We start from the raw sequence: 13,783 nt of genomic DNA on the forward strand, positions 1-13,783 counted from the left end.
ACGGCGATCACTGGATCTCCACCGCCTTGCGCTCGTAATGCGCCGCCTCGGTGGAACCATCATCGAAGGTCACACTGACATCGATGGTCCGCACCGTCTCGGGCGGGAAGCTGACCAGAATCGCATCGAGGCTCTCGGCCTTGAGCGCATTGGGGGTCGCCGTGTTCTCGTAACAGGGCTCGGGCTCGAACACCGTCATCTCGCCGCCATTCACCGCATATTGAATACCCGAGAGGCCGCAACGCCAGCTCAGGAGATTGGTGAAATACAAAAGATCCTTGCCGTCATAGAGGCGCACCGCGACCCATTGCGGCTTGGTCGCGGTGAGGATCGGCTTGACCTCCGCCGCCGTGGTGAAATTTTCCGCGGATGCCGGCATGGCCAGAGCTGAGAGCGCGACAAGCCCCAAGAGGTATGAGCGCCGGCTGGATTTTACTCGTCCCATAAAAAAATCCTTTTAACTGCACGGGAATTCACGTCTTTTGGTCGAAGATGAACAGCCCTATAGTCGGGGCAAATGTTCCGCGTGACACCCGTATTCCCAAACCAACAGAGTTGGCCCTCCGTATGACCAGTAAGCCCGAAAATCCTGTCCCATTCAACATTCTCATCATCGGACAGGACGGGCGCCTGATGTATGAGGCGCTGCTCTTCGCCGCCTCATTGCGCGCCAAGGACCCGGATTTCAAAGGCCGGCTGTTTATCGCCGAACCGCAGCCGGGCCCGAAATGGCACGGCGACCCGCGGATGAAACAGGCGGATCTGCTGGCGGCCTTCAAACGTCTGGGGGCCGAGATCCTGCCGTTTGAGAGCCGGCATTTCGGCCAGAGCTACCCCTATGGCAACAAGATCGAAGCCCTTCTGGCCCTGCCCGAGGGCGAGCCTTTCGTGTTTTTCGACAGCGACACGCTGATCACCGGGCCGCTCTCGAAAGTGCCCTTCGATTTCTCCAGACCCTGCGCCTCGCTCAAGGTCGAGGGTACATGGCCGGAGATCGAGCTTTACGGTCCGGGCTATGCCGAGATCTGGAAATCGCTCTACGATCGGTTCGGCCTCGATTTCGAGAGCACGCTCGATCTGTCGCAGCCGGACGAATACTGGAAACGCTATCTCTATTTCAACGCCGGGTTCTTCTTCTTTGAATGCCCGCGCAAATTCGGTCAGCGGTTCCTGGAGTATGCGCTCGAGATCCGCGACAACCCGCCAGAGGCGGCTGCGCTTCAGACCTTTGATCCCTGGCTCGATCAGGTTGCCCTGCCGCTGGTGATCCATTCCTTTGGCGGCGCCCGGCGCACCCTTCCGGAAGACACGCTCGATGGCGAGATCTCCTGCCACTACCGCACTTTTCCGCTCTTGTTCGCACGCGAGGGGGACCGCGTGGTCGAGGTGCTGCGCGAGGTCGCCGCGCCGAATTGGATCAAGAAGGTGCTGAAGAAATACGACCCGATCAAGAGGCTGGTCTATCAGCCGAAAGGTCAGCGCATTCGCGACATGTTCGATCGCGATCACCTGCCCCGGCGCGAAAAGATGATCCGCAACAGGATCAAAAAGGCCGGGTTGTGGATGCGTTGAGCCAGCGCCGAAGCGCGCAAGCGCCAAAAACCGGCAAGGTTTCGCCACCCGGACAGCGTGCCACGGGTCGGTGGCGAGGGTTTCACTTTGCACACCCCGAAAGCTGCGTTAGGGTGGCCCGACCAAGACGAGCAGACCAAGCCAGCACACGGAAATGAAACCGAATTTCGCCCTGAACCTGAGCCATGACGGGATCACGCTTTTGCATCGCGCCTCTGCGGGATGGCATGTCATGGGCGAAGTGGCTTTGGACGCGCCCGATATGAGCGACGCGCTGGCACAGCTCAGAGAGCGCGCCACCTCGGTCTCGACCGCCGGGCTGGCCACGAAACTGGTCATTCCGAACAGCCAGATCCTCTATCGCAGCCTGCCCGATCCCGGACCGGCCGGGCGTGACGCCGCCATTCGCAGCGATCTGGAGGGGGCGACCCCCTACACGCTCGATGAGCTGATCTGGGACAGCAGCAGCGACGGCGCGACCTTGCAGGTCGCGGTGATTGCCCGCGAAACCCTTGAGGAAGCGGAAAGTTTTGCCACGGAACACCGGTTCAACCCGGTCTCTCTCGTGGCGCTTCCGGAGGCCGGAAGCTTTACCGGCGAGCCGTTTTTCGGCCGCGCCAAGGCCGCCGACCGGCTGATCGGTGCCGGCACGAAAATCGACCCCGACACCGAGGCGCTGCAGATCCTGCCGCAACGGCCCCTGCCGCCGGAACCGGTCGCAGCGGAGCCCCCGGCGAGCCCGGAGCCGGTCCCGGTCCCCGACACGATGGAAACCGCAGCGGGGTCTCAACCGGAGACGCTCGCACCCGCCGTCGAAGAGAGCCTCGATGCGGAGACCGCAAAAGCCCCGTCCCCCGAAATCCTCGCGGATCAGCCGGCACCGACGAAGACGAAAGCGAAGTCCCCGGCAGAAACCGCAGAGACTGCGGCAGAGGTCGCCGAGGAGATCACGGAAAAGGTCTCAGAAGAGACCGGCGAGACCGCTTCCGAAACGCCGGCCGAACCGGAGATGGAGGCGGAGGACCCCGCCACGGCGCAGGCCTCCGGGTTTTCCTCCCGGCGTGCGGTCGCGACGCGCTCCGACACTGACACTGACACTGACACTGACACGGAGACCCCTTCGGAATCGCGCCTGAAAGACCGCCCTTCCCGGGTCCTTCTTTCCAACGCCTCGGCCGCCGAAGCCGCTCAGGCCCCGCAGGCGGAAGACCAGGCAGAAGACCGCGCCGAAACGCCGATCCAAACGGGTGCGGATCAGAAGACCACCTCCGATGCGGTCGAGCACCCGCATGCCGCCGTCACCGCCGGCGATGTACCGCTCCTGCCCGAGACCGAAGAGGCGCCGAAACCGAAAGCCCCGCGGCTGCGCGCAGATCCTCTGCCAGAACCGCCGCCGATGCCCACCGCACCGGTGGCCGCGAAACGCGTCGCGCAGCAGGAAGCATCGAAACTGGGGACATCGAAACCGGGGAAGGGCAGCCGCGCCCTCGGAGCGTTGAAATCTCTCTCTGCCCGCAGCGGCTCGAAACGCGACAAGCCGGCCCCCGAGACAGCCGCCGAGGCGGCGGCGCCCGCAACAGCAAAGCCCGAAACCGCAAAAGCAGAAATCGCAAAGCCCGCCACTGCGAAACGCGCCCGGCTGCCCAGGCTGACTGCCCCTCAAATGCCTCCGGAGGCGGGACCGGCATCCGCCAAGGCGACCAGCGATCCGGTCGATCTGGCATCTGCCGCCCTGCCGACCGCAGGTGAAGAAATTCAGCCCCTCTCGGATCGTGCCGCCGGGCTCGACCGGGTGGAGAACACCCGCGACGAGGCCGAAGCCCTGACCATTTTCGGCGCCCGCCGCCGGGCCCGCGGCGGAACGGGCAAGCCGCGCTATCTCGGGCTGGTCCTGACCGGTGGCTTGATCCTCGTGTTGCTTCTGGCCGGCCTCCTGCTCGGGCGCAGCCCCGAAACGGCACCGGAGACCAGCTCCGGCGCCGCTCCCGAAAGCGCGCAACGCGTCACGGACGCGACCGCGGCCTCCTCTGCGCCGAGCACCGAAATCGCCACCGAGATCGCAGAGGCCGAAGCCCCGACAGAGGTGAGCACCGCCGAGGAGGCCGCGGACGACCTGGCCGAGGCCGATCTCGCCGCGGAAGAAGACATGGTTCAGGCGCAGGAAACGGGGCTGGAACCTGAGGCCGAGCCCACGCCTGAGCTCGTGGCGCAAACCGCCGTGCCGGCGCCCCCCGGCAATCTCAACGATCAGCCGGAGATCGATCGCGAGGCGCTCGAGGCGACCTATGCCGCCACCGGCATCTGGCCTCTGGCGCCGGAAAACGGCACGGGCGAGAGCGTCGAAGACGATCTCAACGCACTCTACAGCGCCTCGATCGATCCGGTCATCGCCTCGCAGGATGCCGGCGCCCTGCCCGATCCGGCTCGCCATCTGGGCGACAGTACCCCGCGCGCCGCCCTGCCGCCGGCCCCACCGGGGACGCGCTATGACTATGACGAGGACGGCTTCGTGCGCGCCACGCCCGAGGGCACGCTGACCCCGGACGGCACGGTGGTCTATGCCGGCCGCCCCTCGGTGACCCCGGCGGCCCGGCCCGGCTCTTCGGTGAATGCCGCGGTGGAAGCCGCGCTTGCCCCCGCCGCCGTGGATGAAAACGATCCGACCCGGCTGGCGCTCGCCGGGTTCCGGCCGAACCTGCGCCCCGACGGGCTGATCGAGAGCAATGAAAAGGCCAATCTCGGGGGCATGACCCGGGCCGAGCTGGCGGCGTTCCGGCCACTGCCGCGCCCGGCCTCGGCTCAGGAACTGGCCGAGGAGGAAGCCCGTTACGCCGGCGAAAACGAAGCGGCGCGCACCGCACCGGTGGTCATGGTCTCTCTGCGGCCGACACCGCGTCCCGCCAATATCGAAAAGCTCGCCGCCGCCGCCCGCGCGGCCGAAGCGGCTGCGGCCGCCGCCGCCGATGCCGGCACGACCCGGACATCGGCCGCGACTCAGGTCACCGCACGGGTGCCGGAAACCGCGTTGCCGAGAAACGCCCCAGCCAATGTTGCGCAAGCCGCGACCAGCCAGAATGTGATCAACCTGCGCAGGCTCAACCTGATGGGTGTTTACGGATCGAACTCTGATCGCCGGGCACTCGTCCGCCTGCCCTCCGGCCGGTTCGCCAAGGTGAAGGTCGGCGATCAGCTCGACGGCGGCCGGGTGCAATCGATCGGCTCCGACACGCTCACCTATCTCAAACGCGGCCGCGCCATCACCCTCGAAATCGAAGGCTGAACCGCCCGCGGTCTTCCGCCCGGCCCGCCCTGCGACCGGGCAAGGCACAAAACATGTGCCAAGGCTCCGGAAAACACCGCTCCTCTCTTGTTCACGCCGGAGATCCCTTTACCATCTTGAAATGACGCAGGTTCCGCCTTCGGCGGAGGAGCCCGTTCCTGATCGCGGCCGCAAGCCGCCACCGCTGAGCGAAGGAGAGACATATGCAAGGCCTCTTGGCCCAGGCCCTCATCTATCTGTTGGCGATCGTCGTGGCCGTCCCCCTGGCGCGGCGGCTCGGGCTTGGCTCGGTTCTCGGCTATCTTCTGGCCGGCATGGTGATCGGACCGCTGCTCGGGCTGGTGCATTCCTCGGACAGCGCCAATCTGTTACATTTCGCCGAGTTCGGCGTGGTGATGATGCTGTTCCTGATCGGGCTGGAGCTCGATCCGCGCGGGCTCTGGGAGATGCGGCACAAGCTTCTGGGCATGGGCGGGTTGCAAATCCTTCTGACCGGGGCGGCGATCACCGGGGCGGCCACGGCCGCCGGGCTCAGTTGGCAGGAAGGGCTGGCGCTCGGCATGATTCTGTCCCTTTCCTCGACCGCCGTGGTGTTGCAGACCCTGTCGGAAAAACATCTCATCCATACCGGCGGCGGCCGCGCGGCGTTTTCGGTGCTGCTGACCCAGGACATTGCCGTCATCCCGATGCTGGCGCTGATGCCGCTTCTGGCGACCAGTTCGCGACTGTCGATCAATCCCGACGGATCGATCAGCCGGGCCTCCGATCTGGCGAAAGAGGGCGCGCATGGCGCCTCGCTGGTCGCCGGCCTGCCGGGCTGGGGCGTCACCCTCGTCACACTCGGCGCGGTCGCCGCGATCATCCTCGCCGGGGTGTTCCTCACCCGACCGCTGTTTCGCTATATCCACGCCGCCAACCTGCGCGAGATTTACACCGCCGTGGCGCTTCTGATCGTGATCGGCATCGCGCTTTTGATGAATGCGGTGGGCCTGTCGCCGGCGCTTGGCACGTTTCTGGCCGGCGTGGTGCTGGCCAACTCGGAATTCCGGCATGAGTTGGAAAGCTCGATCGAGCCCTTCAAGGGGCTGCTTCTGGGGCTGTTTTTCATCGCCGTCGGCGCCGGGATCAATTTCACCGTGCTGTTCCGCGACCCGGTGACGATCATTGCGCTCACCATTGCCCTGATGATCACCAAGGGGCTGATCCTCTTTGCCATCGGACGGCTGTTCAAACTGCGCAAACGCGGACAATGGCTGTTTGCCCTCTCCTTGGCCCAGGCCGGGGAATTCGGCATGGTGCTCACGACGTTCTCGCTGCAACAAGGCGTGCTGACGCCCTATCTCGGCGAACGCGTGCTTCTGGTCATCGCCCTGTCGCTACTGTTCACTCCGCTGTTCTTCATGCTGCAGGACTATCTCCGCGCCAAGCTATCGGAGCGCCTGGACGAGACACCGCATGACGACATCGACGATCAGCAGGCGATCATCATCGCCGGGATCGGGCGGTTCGGTCAGGTGGTCAACCGGCTGGTACAGGCCTCGGGTTTTCGCACCACGGTTCTCGACCACGATCTGAAAACCATCCAGCTGATGCGCAAATTCGGTTTCAAGGGTTTCTTCGGCGACCCGACCCGGCCCGAGCTTCTGCATGCCGCCGGGATCGAAACCGCACGCATTCTGGTGGTCGCCCTGGACGATCCGGCAGCGGCAACACGGCTGGTGAAATACGCCCGGCAACTCCGGCCCGATCTCTTCATCATCGTGCGCGCCCGCGACCGCATCCATGTCTATGAGCTCTACAATGCCGGCGCCGACAAGATCGTCCGCGAAATGTTCGACAGCTCGCTGCGCGCCGGGCGCTATGTTCTCGAGCAGATGGGCTTTTCCGAATATGACGCCTCGGTCACCGAACAGGCCTATTATCAGCATGACCGGGTCGCCATGCGAACGCTGGCCGAATTGTGGGACCCGAAGGTTCCGGTGTCGGAAAACCGCGCCTATGTCGCGCGCTCACAAGCGCTCGACAAGGAATTCGAGGCGGCTCTGGTCACCGAGCTGGAACGCAAACGGCAAAAGGGCGACGCGGCCTGAGCCGCGCGCCTGCCCGCTTTCCCCCGGTCTCAACCGTCGGACACGCCGGCTTCGGCGAAGGTTGCCATGCCCGACAGGCAGGCCACCGCGCCTTTGACCAGCGGGATCACCAACCCGGCGCCGGAGCCTTCGCCCAGACGCAGCCCCATCGACACCAGCGGCTCCTTGCCCAGTGCCCCAAGCAGCGCACCGTGGGCGGCCTCGGCGGAGGCATGTCCGGCAAGACAGTGATCGAGCGCACCGGGCACGGCCTTCTCCAGAGTGGCGGCGGCGGCACAGCAGATGAACCCGTCGAGAATGACCGGAATGCGCAGATGCCGCGCCCGGGCGATGGCCCCGGCCATGGCCGCGACTTCGCGCCCGCCCAGGGATGCGAGGATCTCGAGCGGTGCCTTGCCGCCATGGCGCGCGACGCCCGCGGCGCAGACCTCTTCCTTGATCTTCAGACCGGCATCGTCGACGCCGGTGCCGCGCCCGACCCAATCGGCAGCCGAACCGCCATAGAGCGCATGGGCAATCGCCGCCGCCGAAGTGGTATTGCCGATGCCCATTTCGCCGACGACCAGCAGATCCGTCTCCGCGTTCACCGCGTCCCAGCCGGACTTGAGCGCGGCCACGCAGTCCGCCTCGCTCATCGCCGGGCTTTCGGTGAAATCTGCGGTCGGGCGGTCAAGGTCGAGCGCATGCACCGACATCTCGGCCCCTGCGTTGCGGGCGAGCTGATTGATCGCCGCACCACCATGTTCGAAATTCGCCACCATCTGCACCGTCACCTCGGCCGGAAAGGCCGAGACACCACGTGCGGTCACACCGTGGTTGCCGGCAAAGATCGCCACCTGCGGATGGCTGATGCGAGGGCGGGCCTCGCCACGCCAGGCGGCATACCAGATGGCAATCTCTTCGAGACGTCCGAGCGAGCCTGCCGGTTTGGTCAATTGCGCATTGCGCGCCTCTGCGCCCGCGCGCGCCGCCGCATCTGGCCCCGGCGCCGCTTTCAACATCTCTGCAAACCCGTTCATGTCGGAAAAAGCCATCGCCACCGCTCCCTCATTGTATTTGTGTCCTCGGGGTTTTATCCCGGTCCTGCGCCTAGGAACAGGCGAAAACCCGGACGGACAACAGGAGGCCGCGATGCGCCGCCGTTTCACCCCGCACTCCGCAGATATCGCCACCGCTCTGGCGCTCCTGACCCGTATTCCGGTCCGGGCCGGCTTCACACGCACGGCGGAGGCCGCCTGGGCCTTTCCACTGGCCGGTGTCGCGGTCGGGTTGGTGGCCGGCGCGGTGGCAACAATCGCCGGCTGGCTCGGTCTCGGGGCCGCGCTGATCGCAGGCTTCACCCTCGCCGCGGCGGTGATCGTCACCGGCGCACTGCATGAGGACGGGCTGGCAGACTGCGCCGACGGGTTCTGGGGCGGGTTCGACAAGGTGCGACGGCTCGAGATCATGCGCGACAGCCGGATCGGCTCCTACGGGGTGATCGCGCTTGGCCTGTCGCTGATCCTGCGGGCGACGGCGCTCACGACGCTGGCACATGAGGATCTGATCGTCACCGCGGTGATCGCCGCCGCCGTGCTGTCGCGCGCGCCCATGGCCTATCTCATGGCACTGATGCCGCCGGCGCGCTCAGACGGGCTGTCGGTGAAGACCGGACGGCCGCCGCGCGATGCGGCGAGCCTCGGCGGGGTTCTGGCGTTTTTCCTGAGCTGGCTTCTGGTCGGTTTCGTGCCCACCGTGGTCGCGGCCTCGGCGGTGACCCTTACGGGCTTCATCACCTCCCGGATTGCACAGGTAAAGATCGGCGGTCAGACCGGCGATGTTCTGGGCGCGACACAACAGCTCGGGGAAATTGTCGCCTTGACAGTCCTTGCCACCTTGGCCTGAGACCCGGCTCCCCCACGATCGGCCTCCGTTCAGGTCGCGATCAGACAGCACCGTGCCGCACAACCAAAACGGGTCAGCCCGCTCCGCCGTGATTAGTTTTGTGGCAAAGCCACGCGGGTGAGGTGTGGGATACCCTACTTTTTTACGGGGAAAATCCGACAGGTTTTCCCATGCGATCAAAAAATGCTTCCCTGAGGCGTTTTGTCGAGCGACCCTTTTGGCCAACGCACCCTGACCAAAGCTGTTCTCTCGAGGCGCATTGTGAACGAGACCCGTATGCCTCCTCCGGACGATATCCTGTCCGCGATCTATGACGTCGCGCTCTCTCCCGAGTGCTACGCCCGGCTTTTGCCGCATATGGATCGGGAGAACACGCCCATGGCCGCGGAGCCGGCGCTGCCCGAACATCTGTTGCTGACCCATTTCATCCGCGCCGAAGAGATTCTGGACCGCGGGCACCCGCAGAAGACCACCGATGAGGTCGCGACGCTGATGGGCCGGTTTTCGCAATCCACCGCACTCCTGGTCAACGCCCGGCTCGAGGTTCTGGCGGTCAACGGGCCAGCCGAACAGCTGTTTGGCATCGCGCCGGGCGCGCCGCTCAGCCGCGCGCGTTTGCCGGAGACCACCCGCGCCGCGCTTCTGGCGCTGATCAAGAAACGCCTCCTACCGGGCGACGCCATCGCCGATGCCAATGAGTCCCTGCTGGAATTGCAGCATCACGATCGGCCCCGCCCGGTGCTGTTGCAACTGCATGTCGAACAGCTGCCCAAGGCCGGGCGGGTGGTGCTGATCCTGTCCTCGGATCTGATCTGGCCCGAGGGGTTCGAGACCGTGCTCGCCTCGGCCTTTGGCCTCACCCCGACCGAGACCGAAGTGATCCGCCGGTTGATCAACTCCGAGAATATTCAGGAAATCGCCAAGGCCCGCGGCCGCTCGGTCGACACCATTCGCACCCAGGTCAAAACCATTCTTGGCAAGACCGACACCCGCTCGCAAGCCGAGTTGATCCGCATCGTTTTGATGATGATGCATATGGCCACCGGGCCGACCGCGCGCCGCAATCGCATCGGCACCGGCGCCCCGCTCCAGCAGGTGCAGTGGCACCGCCTCACCCTGCGCGACGGGCGGCGGATGAGCTATCGTGACTTCGGCGCGCCGGAGGGACGGCCGGTGGTGGTCTGGCCAATGGACTATGGGTTCACCCGCTGGTCGCCCACCGCCGAGGCCCGGGCCCGGACGCTCGGGCTGCGGGTGATCCTGCCCCTGCGCGGTGGCTATGGCAGCTCCGACATGCCGCCCCTGCGCGGCCTCCTGTCCGATCACTACGCCCGCGATATCGCCGATCTGATGGACCATCTGGCGCTGCCGCCCTGCCCGCATCTGACCATGGGGGTCGATCTGATGATGGTGGCGCGCTTTGCGGCGCTGTTTCCCGAGCGCATCACCGGCCTCATCAGCTGTGCCGCGATCTTTCCGATCACCGAGGCCAAGCAGATCCGCTGCATGGACAAATGGCACCGGATGATCCTCGCCACCGCGCGCAACACGCCGCGGCTTCTGCCCTTTCTGGTCAAGGCCGGGTTTGCCCTCGCGCTCAGGGCCGGCAAGGACGCGTTCATGCACAATATCTTCGCCGATGCCCCCGGCGATCTGGCGCTCCTCGATGATCCTGAAACCCGCGAAGCGCTGTTCGAGGGCACGCATTACACGCTTTCGAAAGAACACAATGCCGCCGATATCTTCACCCGCACCACGATCGAACAGATGACGCGGGACTGGCGCGCGGATCTGCAGGCGCTGGTGCGGCATGTGCCGGTTCAGATCATTCAGGGCCGCGAGGATACCGAAGTCCCGCCCGAGATGCTGGCAGAACATATGCGAGACTATCCGGAGGTCACGCTTCACCTCTGTGAGGATGGCGGACGCTTCGTGTTCTTTCGTCATTGGCAAAAGGCGCTCGAGCTGCTCGATCGGCTGGCCTGATCAGCGGGCGATGCCCGGTCATCACTCTGACACGCCCCCGTCCGCGCCCTGATGCGGCCGGGCGGTTTTGCGGTGCTGAAAATCACGGGAGATCATGTAAAAACCTAAAGAAAATCGGTGATTGGCCGATTTTTTTTCGCGGCTCTACCCCATCTGGGGAATGTGACATCGCCAGGCCTGCCCTAGGATCGGGACACTGTTTGTTCGGTGTTGGAGCCTGTTTTAATGAGTTTCTATGTTTTTGATATGCCGCTCCTGTGTCGGGCAATCGGTGTCGTGGGCAGTGTCATCTATGTCGGCGGGTTTGCCGCGCTTCAGATGCACTGGATTGAGAGCAAAGGGCTGGCCTATTCCCTGAGCAAGATCGTGGGCGCGCTCTTCATACTGGTCAGCCTGAGTGTCGACTTCAATCTGGCGTCGGCGATCACGCAACTTTGCTTTCTCAGTTTCGGCCTCTACGGGCTGACATTGCGGCTGAAGGACCGAAACGCCCCAAAGCGGTCCGCAGCGGAGTGGGGGGGAAATCCCAAGCCTCTTGGGGTAACCGATTTATGAACCATTCCCCTGACAGGCCCAGTCTCCCTGAGGCCGTTCCTGATGTCAGGGAAACCGCTGCCCGTGGACCGGATCAAGAATAGAACGATCATCGATCGAAAAACTTGATCCGGTCCACGTTTTGATTGCCCAGCTCTTGCGCGGCGGCAACGCCGGGCCGCACCTCCCTTATTCGTAGACCGCCGCCCGCTTCTGCATCTGCGCCATGACGCTTTCCATCTGGTGATTGCTGCCAATGAGCGCCCGTTGCTCCCGGCTTTCCTCCATCAGGATATGGGCGCGGTCGTGACTGCTTTCTGCCGTGCCGATGAGCCGTTTCGCCGCCTGCATCGCCGAGGGGCTCTTGCCCGCAATCGCCTCTGCGATCTGCAGCGCCCGCGCATGTGCCTCGCCGGCCAGCTCGGTCACCAGCCCGAAGCCCAGCGCCCGCTCCGCAGGCAGCACCTCATTGGTGAAGGTCAGAAGCCGCAGCACGTCAGAGCGCAGCACCCGTGGGAAAAGCACCATCCCGCCCATATCCGGCACGAGCCCCCATTTCATCTCCATGATCGAAAACTGCGCCTCTGGCCCCGCCACCCGGATATCGGCCGCGATCGCCAATTGCATCCCGGCGCCGAAACACGGACCTTGAATCGCGGCAATCACCGGAATCGGCAGATCATGAAGCGCCAGGCTAAAGGCCTGAAACGCATTGCCGTCGCCATGGGTCCGCTCCATCACCAGCTTGTCGAGATCCTCGGAGAGGAAGCGTTGGAAATTCGCCGTATCGAGCCCGGCGCAAAACGCCTTGCCTGCACCGGCGAGCAGCACCACGCGCGCGCTGGAGGCCTTGATTTCCGCCACCCCGGCGAGCAGATCGGCGATCAGCTCCTCGGTGACCGCGTTCATCTTTTCCGGCCGGTTGAGGGTCAAATGGGCGATATGATCTTTGATCTCGAGCGTGACGGTCTCTGACATGGGAACTCCTCCTGTTGCCGCAACGCTAGCAGTCCCGCTCCATCCGGTCAGCCGTGACGCAGCGGCGCTTGCGCACGCGCGCAACTTGCGGCAGGAAAACGCCATGACACAGAATGATCCGCGCCAGACCCCGCTTGCCCAATCGCTCCCCGCCACCGTGCCTTTCGTTGCGCCCGAGCGGATGGAAGAGCTGCGCGGAGCCGCCTTCGACGCCCGGCTTGGCGCCAATGAGCTCTCTTTCGGCCCCTCGCCCAAGGCCCTTGCCGCGATGCAGGCAGCCCTCGCGGGCGTCTGGAAATATGGCGAACCGGAGAATCGCGATCTGCGGCTGGCGCTGGCCGCCCATCATGGCATCGCCCCGGAAGAGATCACCGTCGGCGAAGGCATCGACGGGCTGTTGGGCAATCTGGTGCGGCTCTATGTGAACCCCGGTGAGGCGGTGGTCACCTCGGCGGGGTCCTATCCGACTTTCAATTACCATGTGGCGGGCTTCGGCGGCGTGCTCCATACCGTGCCTTACAAGGGCAATTTTGAGGACCCCGAGGCGCTCATCGCCAAGGCGCAAGAGGTCGGTGCCAAACTCGTTTACTTGTCCAATCCGAACAATCCCATGGGATCTGTGCATTCCGCCGAGACCGTAGAGGCGATGATCGAGGCCGTGCCCGAAGGTTGCCTGATGGTACTGGACGAGGCCTATACGGAATTCGCCCCGGCGCGCAGCCGCCCAGAGCTCGACACATCTGATAGGCGTGTCATCCGTTTTCGCACCTTTTCAAAGGCCTACGGCATGGCTGGCGCCCGCGTCGGCTATGGTATCGCGCATCGCAGCGTGGCGCAGAGCTTCGACAAAATCCGCAATCATTTCGGTGTCAACCGGGGGGCGCAGGCCGGTGCTCTGGCGGCGCTCGCTGATCAGACCTATCTGGCGCAGACGCTCGAACGGGTCGCGGAGGGTCGCAACAGGCTTGCACAAATCGCGCAATCGAACGGGTTCGTGCCCCTGCCCTCGGCCAGCAACTTCGTCACCATGGACTGTGGCCGTGACGGAGACTATGCGCGGGCGCTGGTGACGGCTTTGGACAGCCATGGCATCTTTGTCCGCATGCCCGGCGTGGCGCCGCTGGATCGCTGTATCCGGGTTTCCGTCGGCCTGCCCGAAGAGCTGGAGATTTTCGCCGAACGCCTGCCGCTGGCGCTGGCCGATCTGGCGTAAGGGCAGCTGTTCGCAGGCCGGCTCTGAGCCCCTTTGGGGACATTTGGTCACGAGGGCGTGCGCCGGACCTTGGGCAGGCGCTGCAACTTTTGGACGTTGCACTTTATGCCAGCCCAATCCGAGAAAGATCAGATCGTTGCGCGAGGATGGCAATGCGCCTGACCGCCGGGACGGTCCGGCGCAGGCGCGGCGGCTTCGCCTTGTTCCGCGCCAGGTCCACTTCGTTCAGACGTCTGTTCCGTCCCG

At 64.7% G+C, this 13,783-nt stretch carries 10 protein-coding genes; 7 read left to right on the plus strand and 3 right to left on the minus strand.

From position 1 onward, the window contains the following. Positions 1–7 precede the first annotated feature (7 nt). On the minus strand, positions 8–445 hold the full coding sequence (locus BM151_RS08230) for a hypothetical protein (protein ID WP_090059895.1): 438 nt from the start codon (positions 443–445) through the stop codon (positions 8–10). A 122-nt stretch (positions 446–567) separates the two neighbouring features. On the opposite strand from BM151_RS08230, the gene BM151_RS08235 reads away from it, so the two are divergent. The 3 genes from BM151_RS08235 to BM151_RS08245 all read left to right on the plus strand — a co-directional run bounded on the left by BM151_RS08235 (position 568) and on the right by BM151_RS08245 (position 6,942). After that, positions 568–1,572: a hypothetical protein gene (locus BM151_RS08235; protein WP_090059897.1), complete on the plus strand. Its 1,005-nt coding sequence runs from the start codon at positions 568–570 to the stop codon at positions 1,570–1,572. Positions 1,573–1,726: 154 nt separating this feature from the next. Beyond that, positions 1,727–4,852, plus strand: a complete 3,126-nt coding sequence (locus BM151_RS08240; RefSeq protein ID WP_090059899.1) for a hypothetical protein — start codon at positions 1,727–1,729, stop codon at positions 4,850–4,852. Positions 4,853–5,055: 203 nt separating this feature from the next. After that, a complete protein-coding gene (locus tag BM151_RS08245; RefSeq protein ID WP_090059902.1) occupies positions 5,056–6,942 on the plus strand; it encodes a monovalent cation:proton antiporter-2 (CPA2) family protein in 1,887 nt (628 codons plus the stop codon). A 29-nt stretch (positions 6,943–6,971) separates the two neighbouring features. Here the strand turns inward: BM151_RS08245 and cobT are convergent, their stop codons facing one another. After that, positions 6,972–7,976: a nicotinate-nucleotide--dimethylbenzimidazole phosphoribosyltransferase gene (gene cobT, locus BM151_RS08250; RefSeq protein ID WP_090059904.1), complete on the minus strand. Its 1,005-nt coding sequence runs from the start codon at positions 7,974–7,976 to the stop codon at positions 6,972–6,974. Between the two features lie 97 nt (positions 7,977–8,073). Here cobT and cobS point away from each other — a divergent pair, with 97 nt between their 5' ends. The 3 genes from cobS (at position 8,074) to BM151_RS08265 (ending at position 11,367) form a co-directional block, all read left to right on the plus strand. Further along, positions 8,074–8,826: an adenosylcobinamide-GDP ribazoletransferase gene (gene cobS, locus BM151_RS08255; RefSeq protein ID WP_090059906.1), complete on the plus strand. Its 753-nt coding sequence runs from the start codon at positions 8,074–8,076 to the stop codon at positions 8,824–8,826. Positions 8,827–9,102: 276 nt separating this feature from the next. After that, positions 9,103–10,812 carry a bifunctional helix-turn-helix transcriptional regulator/alpha/beta hydrolase gene (locus BM151_RS08260; protein ID WP_090059908.1) on the plus strand — a complete coding sequence of 570 codons (1,710 nt, stop codon included), beginning with the start codon at positions 9,103–9,105 and terminating at the stop codon, positions 10,810–10,812. 225 nt (positions 10,813–11,037) lie between these two features. Then, complete coding sequence (locus BM151_RS08265) at positions 11,038–11,367, plus strand: CBU_0592 family membrane protein (protein ID WP_090059910.1); 330 nt, start codon at positions 11,038–11,040, stop codon at positions 11,365–11,367. A 168-nt stretch (positions 11,368–11,535) separates the two neighbouring features. On the opposite strand, the gene BM151_RS08270 is transcribed toward BM151_RS08265, so the two are convergent. Next, positions 11,536–12,324 carry a crotonase/enoyl-CoA hydratase family protein gene (locus BM151_RS08270; RefSeq protein ID WP_090059912.1) on the minus strand — a complete coding sequence of 263 codons (789 nt, stop codon included), beginning with the start codon at positions 12,322–12,324 and terminating at the stop codon, positions 11,536–11,538. Positions 12,325–12,427: 103 nt separating this feature from the next. Here BM151_RS08270 and BM151_RS08275 point away from each other — a divergent pair, with 103 nt between their 5' ends. Next, complete coding sequence (locus tag BM151_RS08275) at positions 12,428–13,537, plus strand: pyridoxal phosphate-dependent aminotransferase (protein ID WP_090059914.1); 1,110 nt, start codon at positions 12,428–12,430, stop codon at positions 13,535–13,537. The last annotated feature ends 246 nt before the right edge of the window (positions 13,538–13,783 follow it).

It is taken from the genome of Celeribacter neptunius (assembly GCF_900113955.1).
Lineage (GTDB): Bacteria > Pseudomonadota > Alphaproteobacteria > Rhodobacterales > Rhodobacteraceae > Celeribacter > Celeribacter neptunius.

Excerpts from the sequence above, each read along its gene's own strand:
- BM151_RS08270 (WP_090059912.1), bottom strand. The coding sequence starts at position 12,324 with ATGTCAGAGACCGTCACGCTCGAGATCAAAGATCATATCGCCCATTTG.
- BM151_RS08260 (WP_090059908.1), top strand. The coding sequence starts at position 9,103 with ATGCCTCCTCCGGACGATATCCTGTCCGCGATCTATGACGTCGCGCTC.
- BM151_RS08240 (WP_090059899.1), top strand. The coding sequence starts at position 1,727 with ATGAAACCGAATTTCGCCCTGAACCTGAGCCATGACGGGATCACGCTT.
- BM151_RS08265 (WP_090059910.1), top strand. The coding sequence starts at position 11,038 with ATGAGTTTCTATGTTTTTGATATGCCGCTCCTGTGTCGGGCAATCGGT.
- cobS (WP_090059906.1), top strand. The coding sequence starts at position 8,074 with ATGCGCCGCCGTTTCACCCCGCACTCCGCAGATATCGCCACCGCTCTG.
- BM151_RS08275 (WP_090059914.1), top strand. The coding sequence starts at position 12,428 with ATGACACAGAATGATCCGCGCCAGACCCCGCTTGCCCAATCGCTCCCC.
- BM151_RS08245 (WP_090059902.1), top strand. The coding sequence starts at position 5,056 with ATGCAAGGCCTCTTGGCCCAGGCCCTCATCTATCTGTTGGCGATCGTC.
- cobT (WP_090059904.1), bottom strand. The coding sequence starts at position 7,976 with ATGGCTTTTTCCGACATGAACGGGTTTGCAGAGATGTTGAAAGCGGCG.
- BM151_RS08235 (WP_090059897.1), top strand. The coding sequence starts at position 568 with ATGACCAGTAAGCCCGAAAATCCTGTCCCATTCAACATTCTCATCATC.
- BM151_RS08230 (WP_090059895.1), bottom strand. The coding sequence starts at position 445 with ATGGGACGAGTAAAATCCAGCCGGCGCTCATACCTCTTGGGGCTTGTC.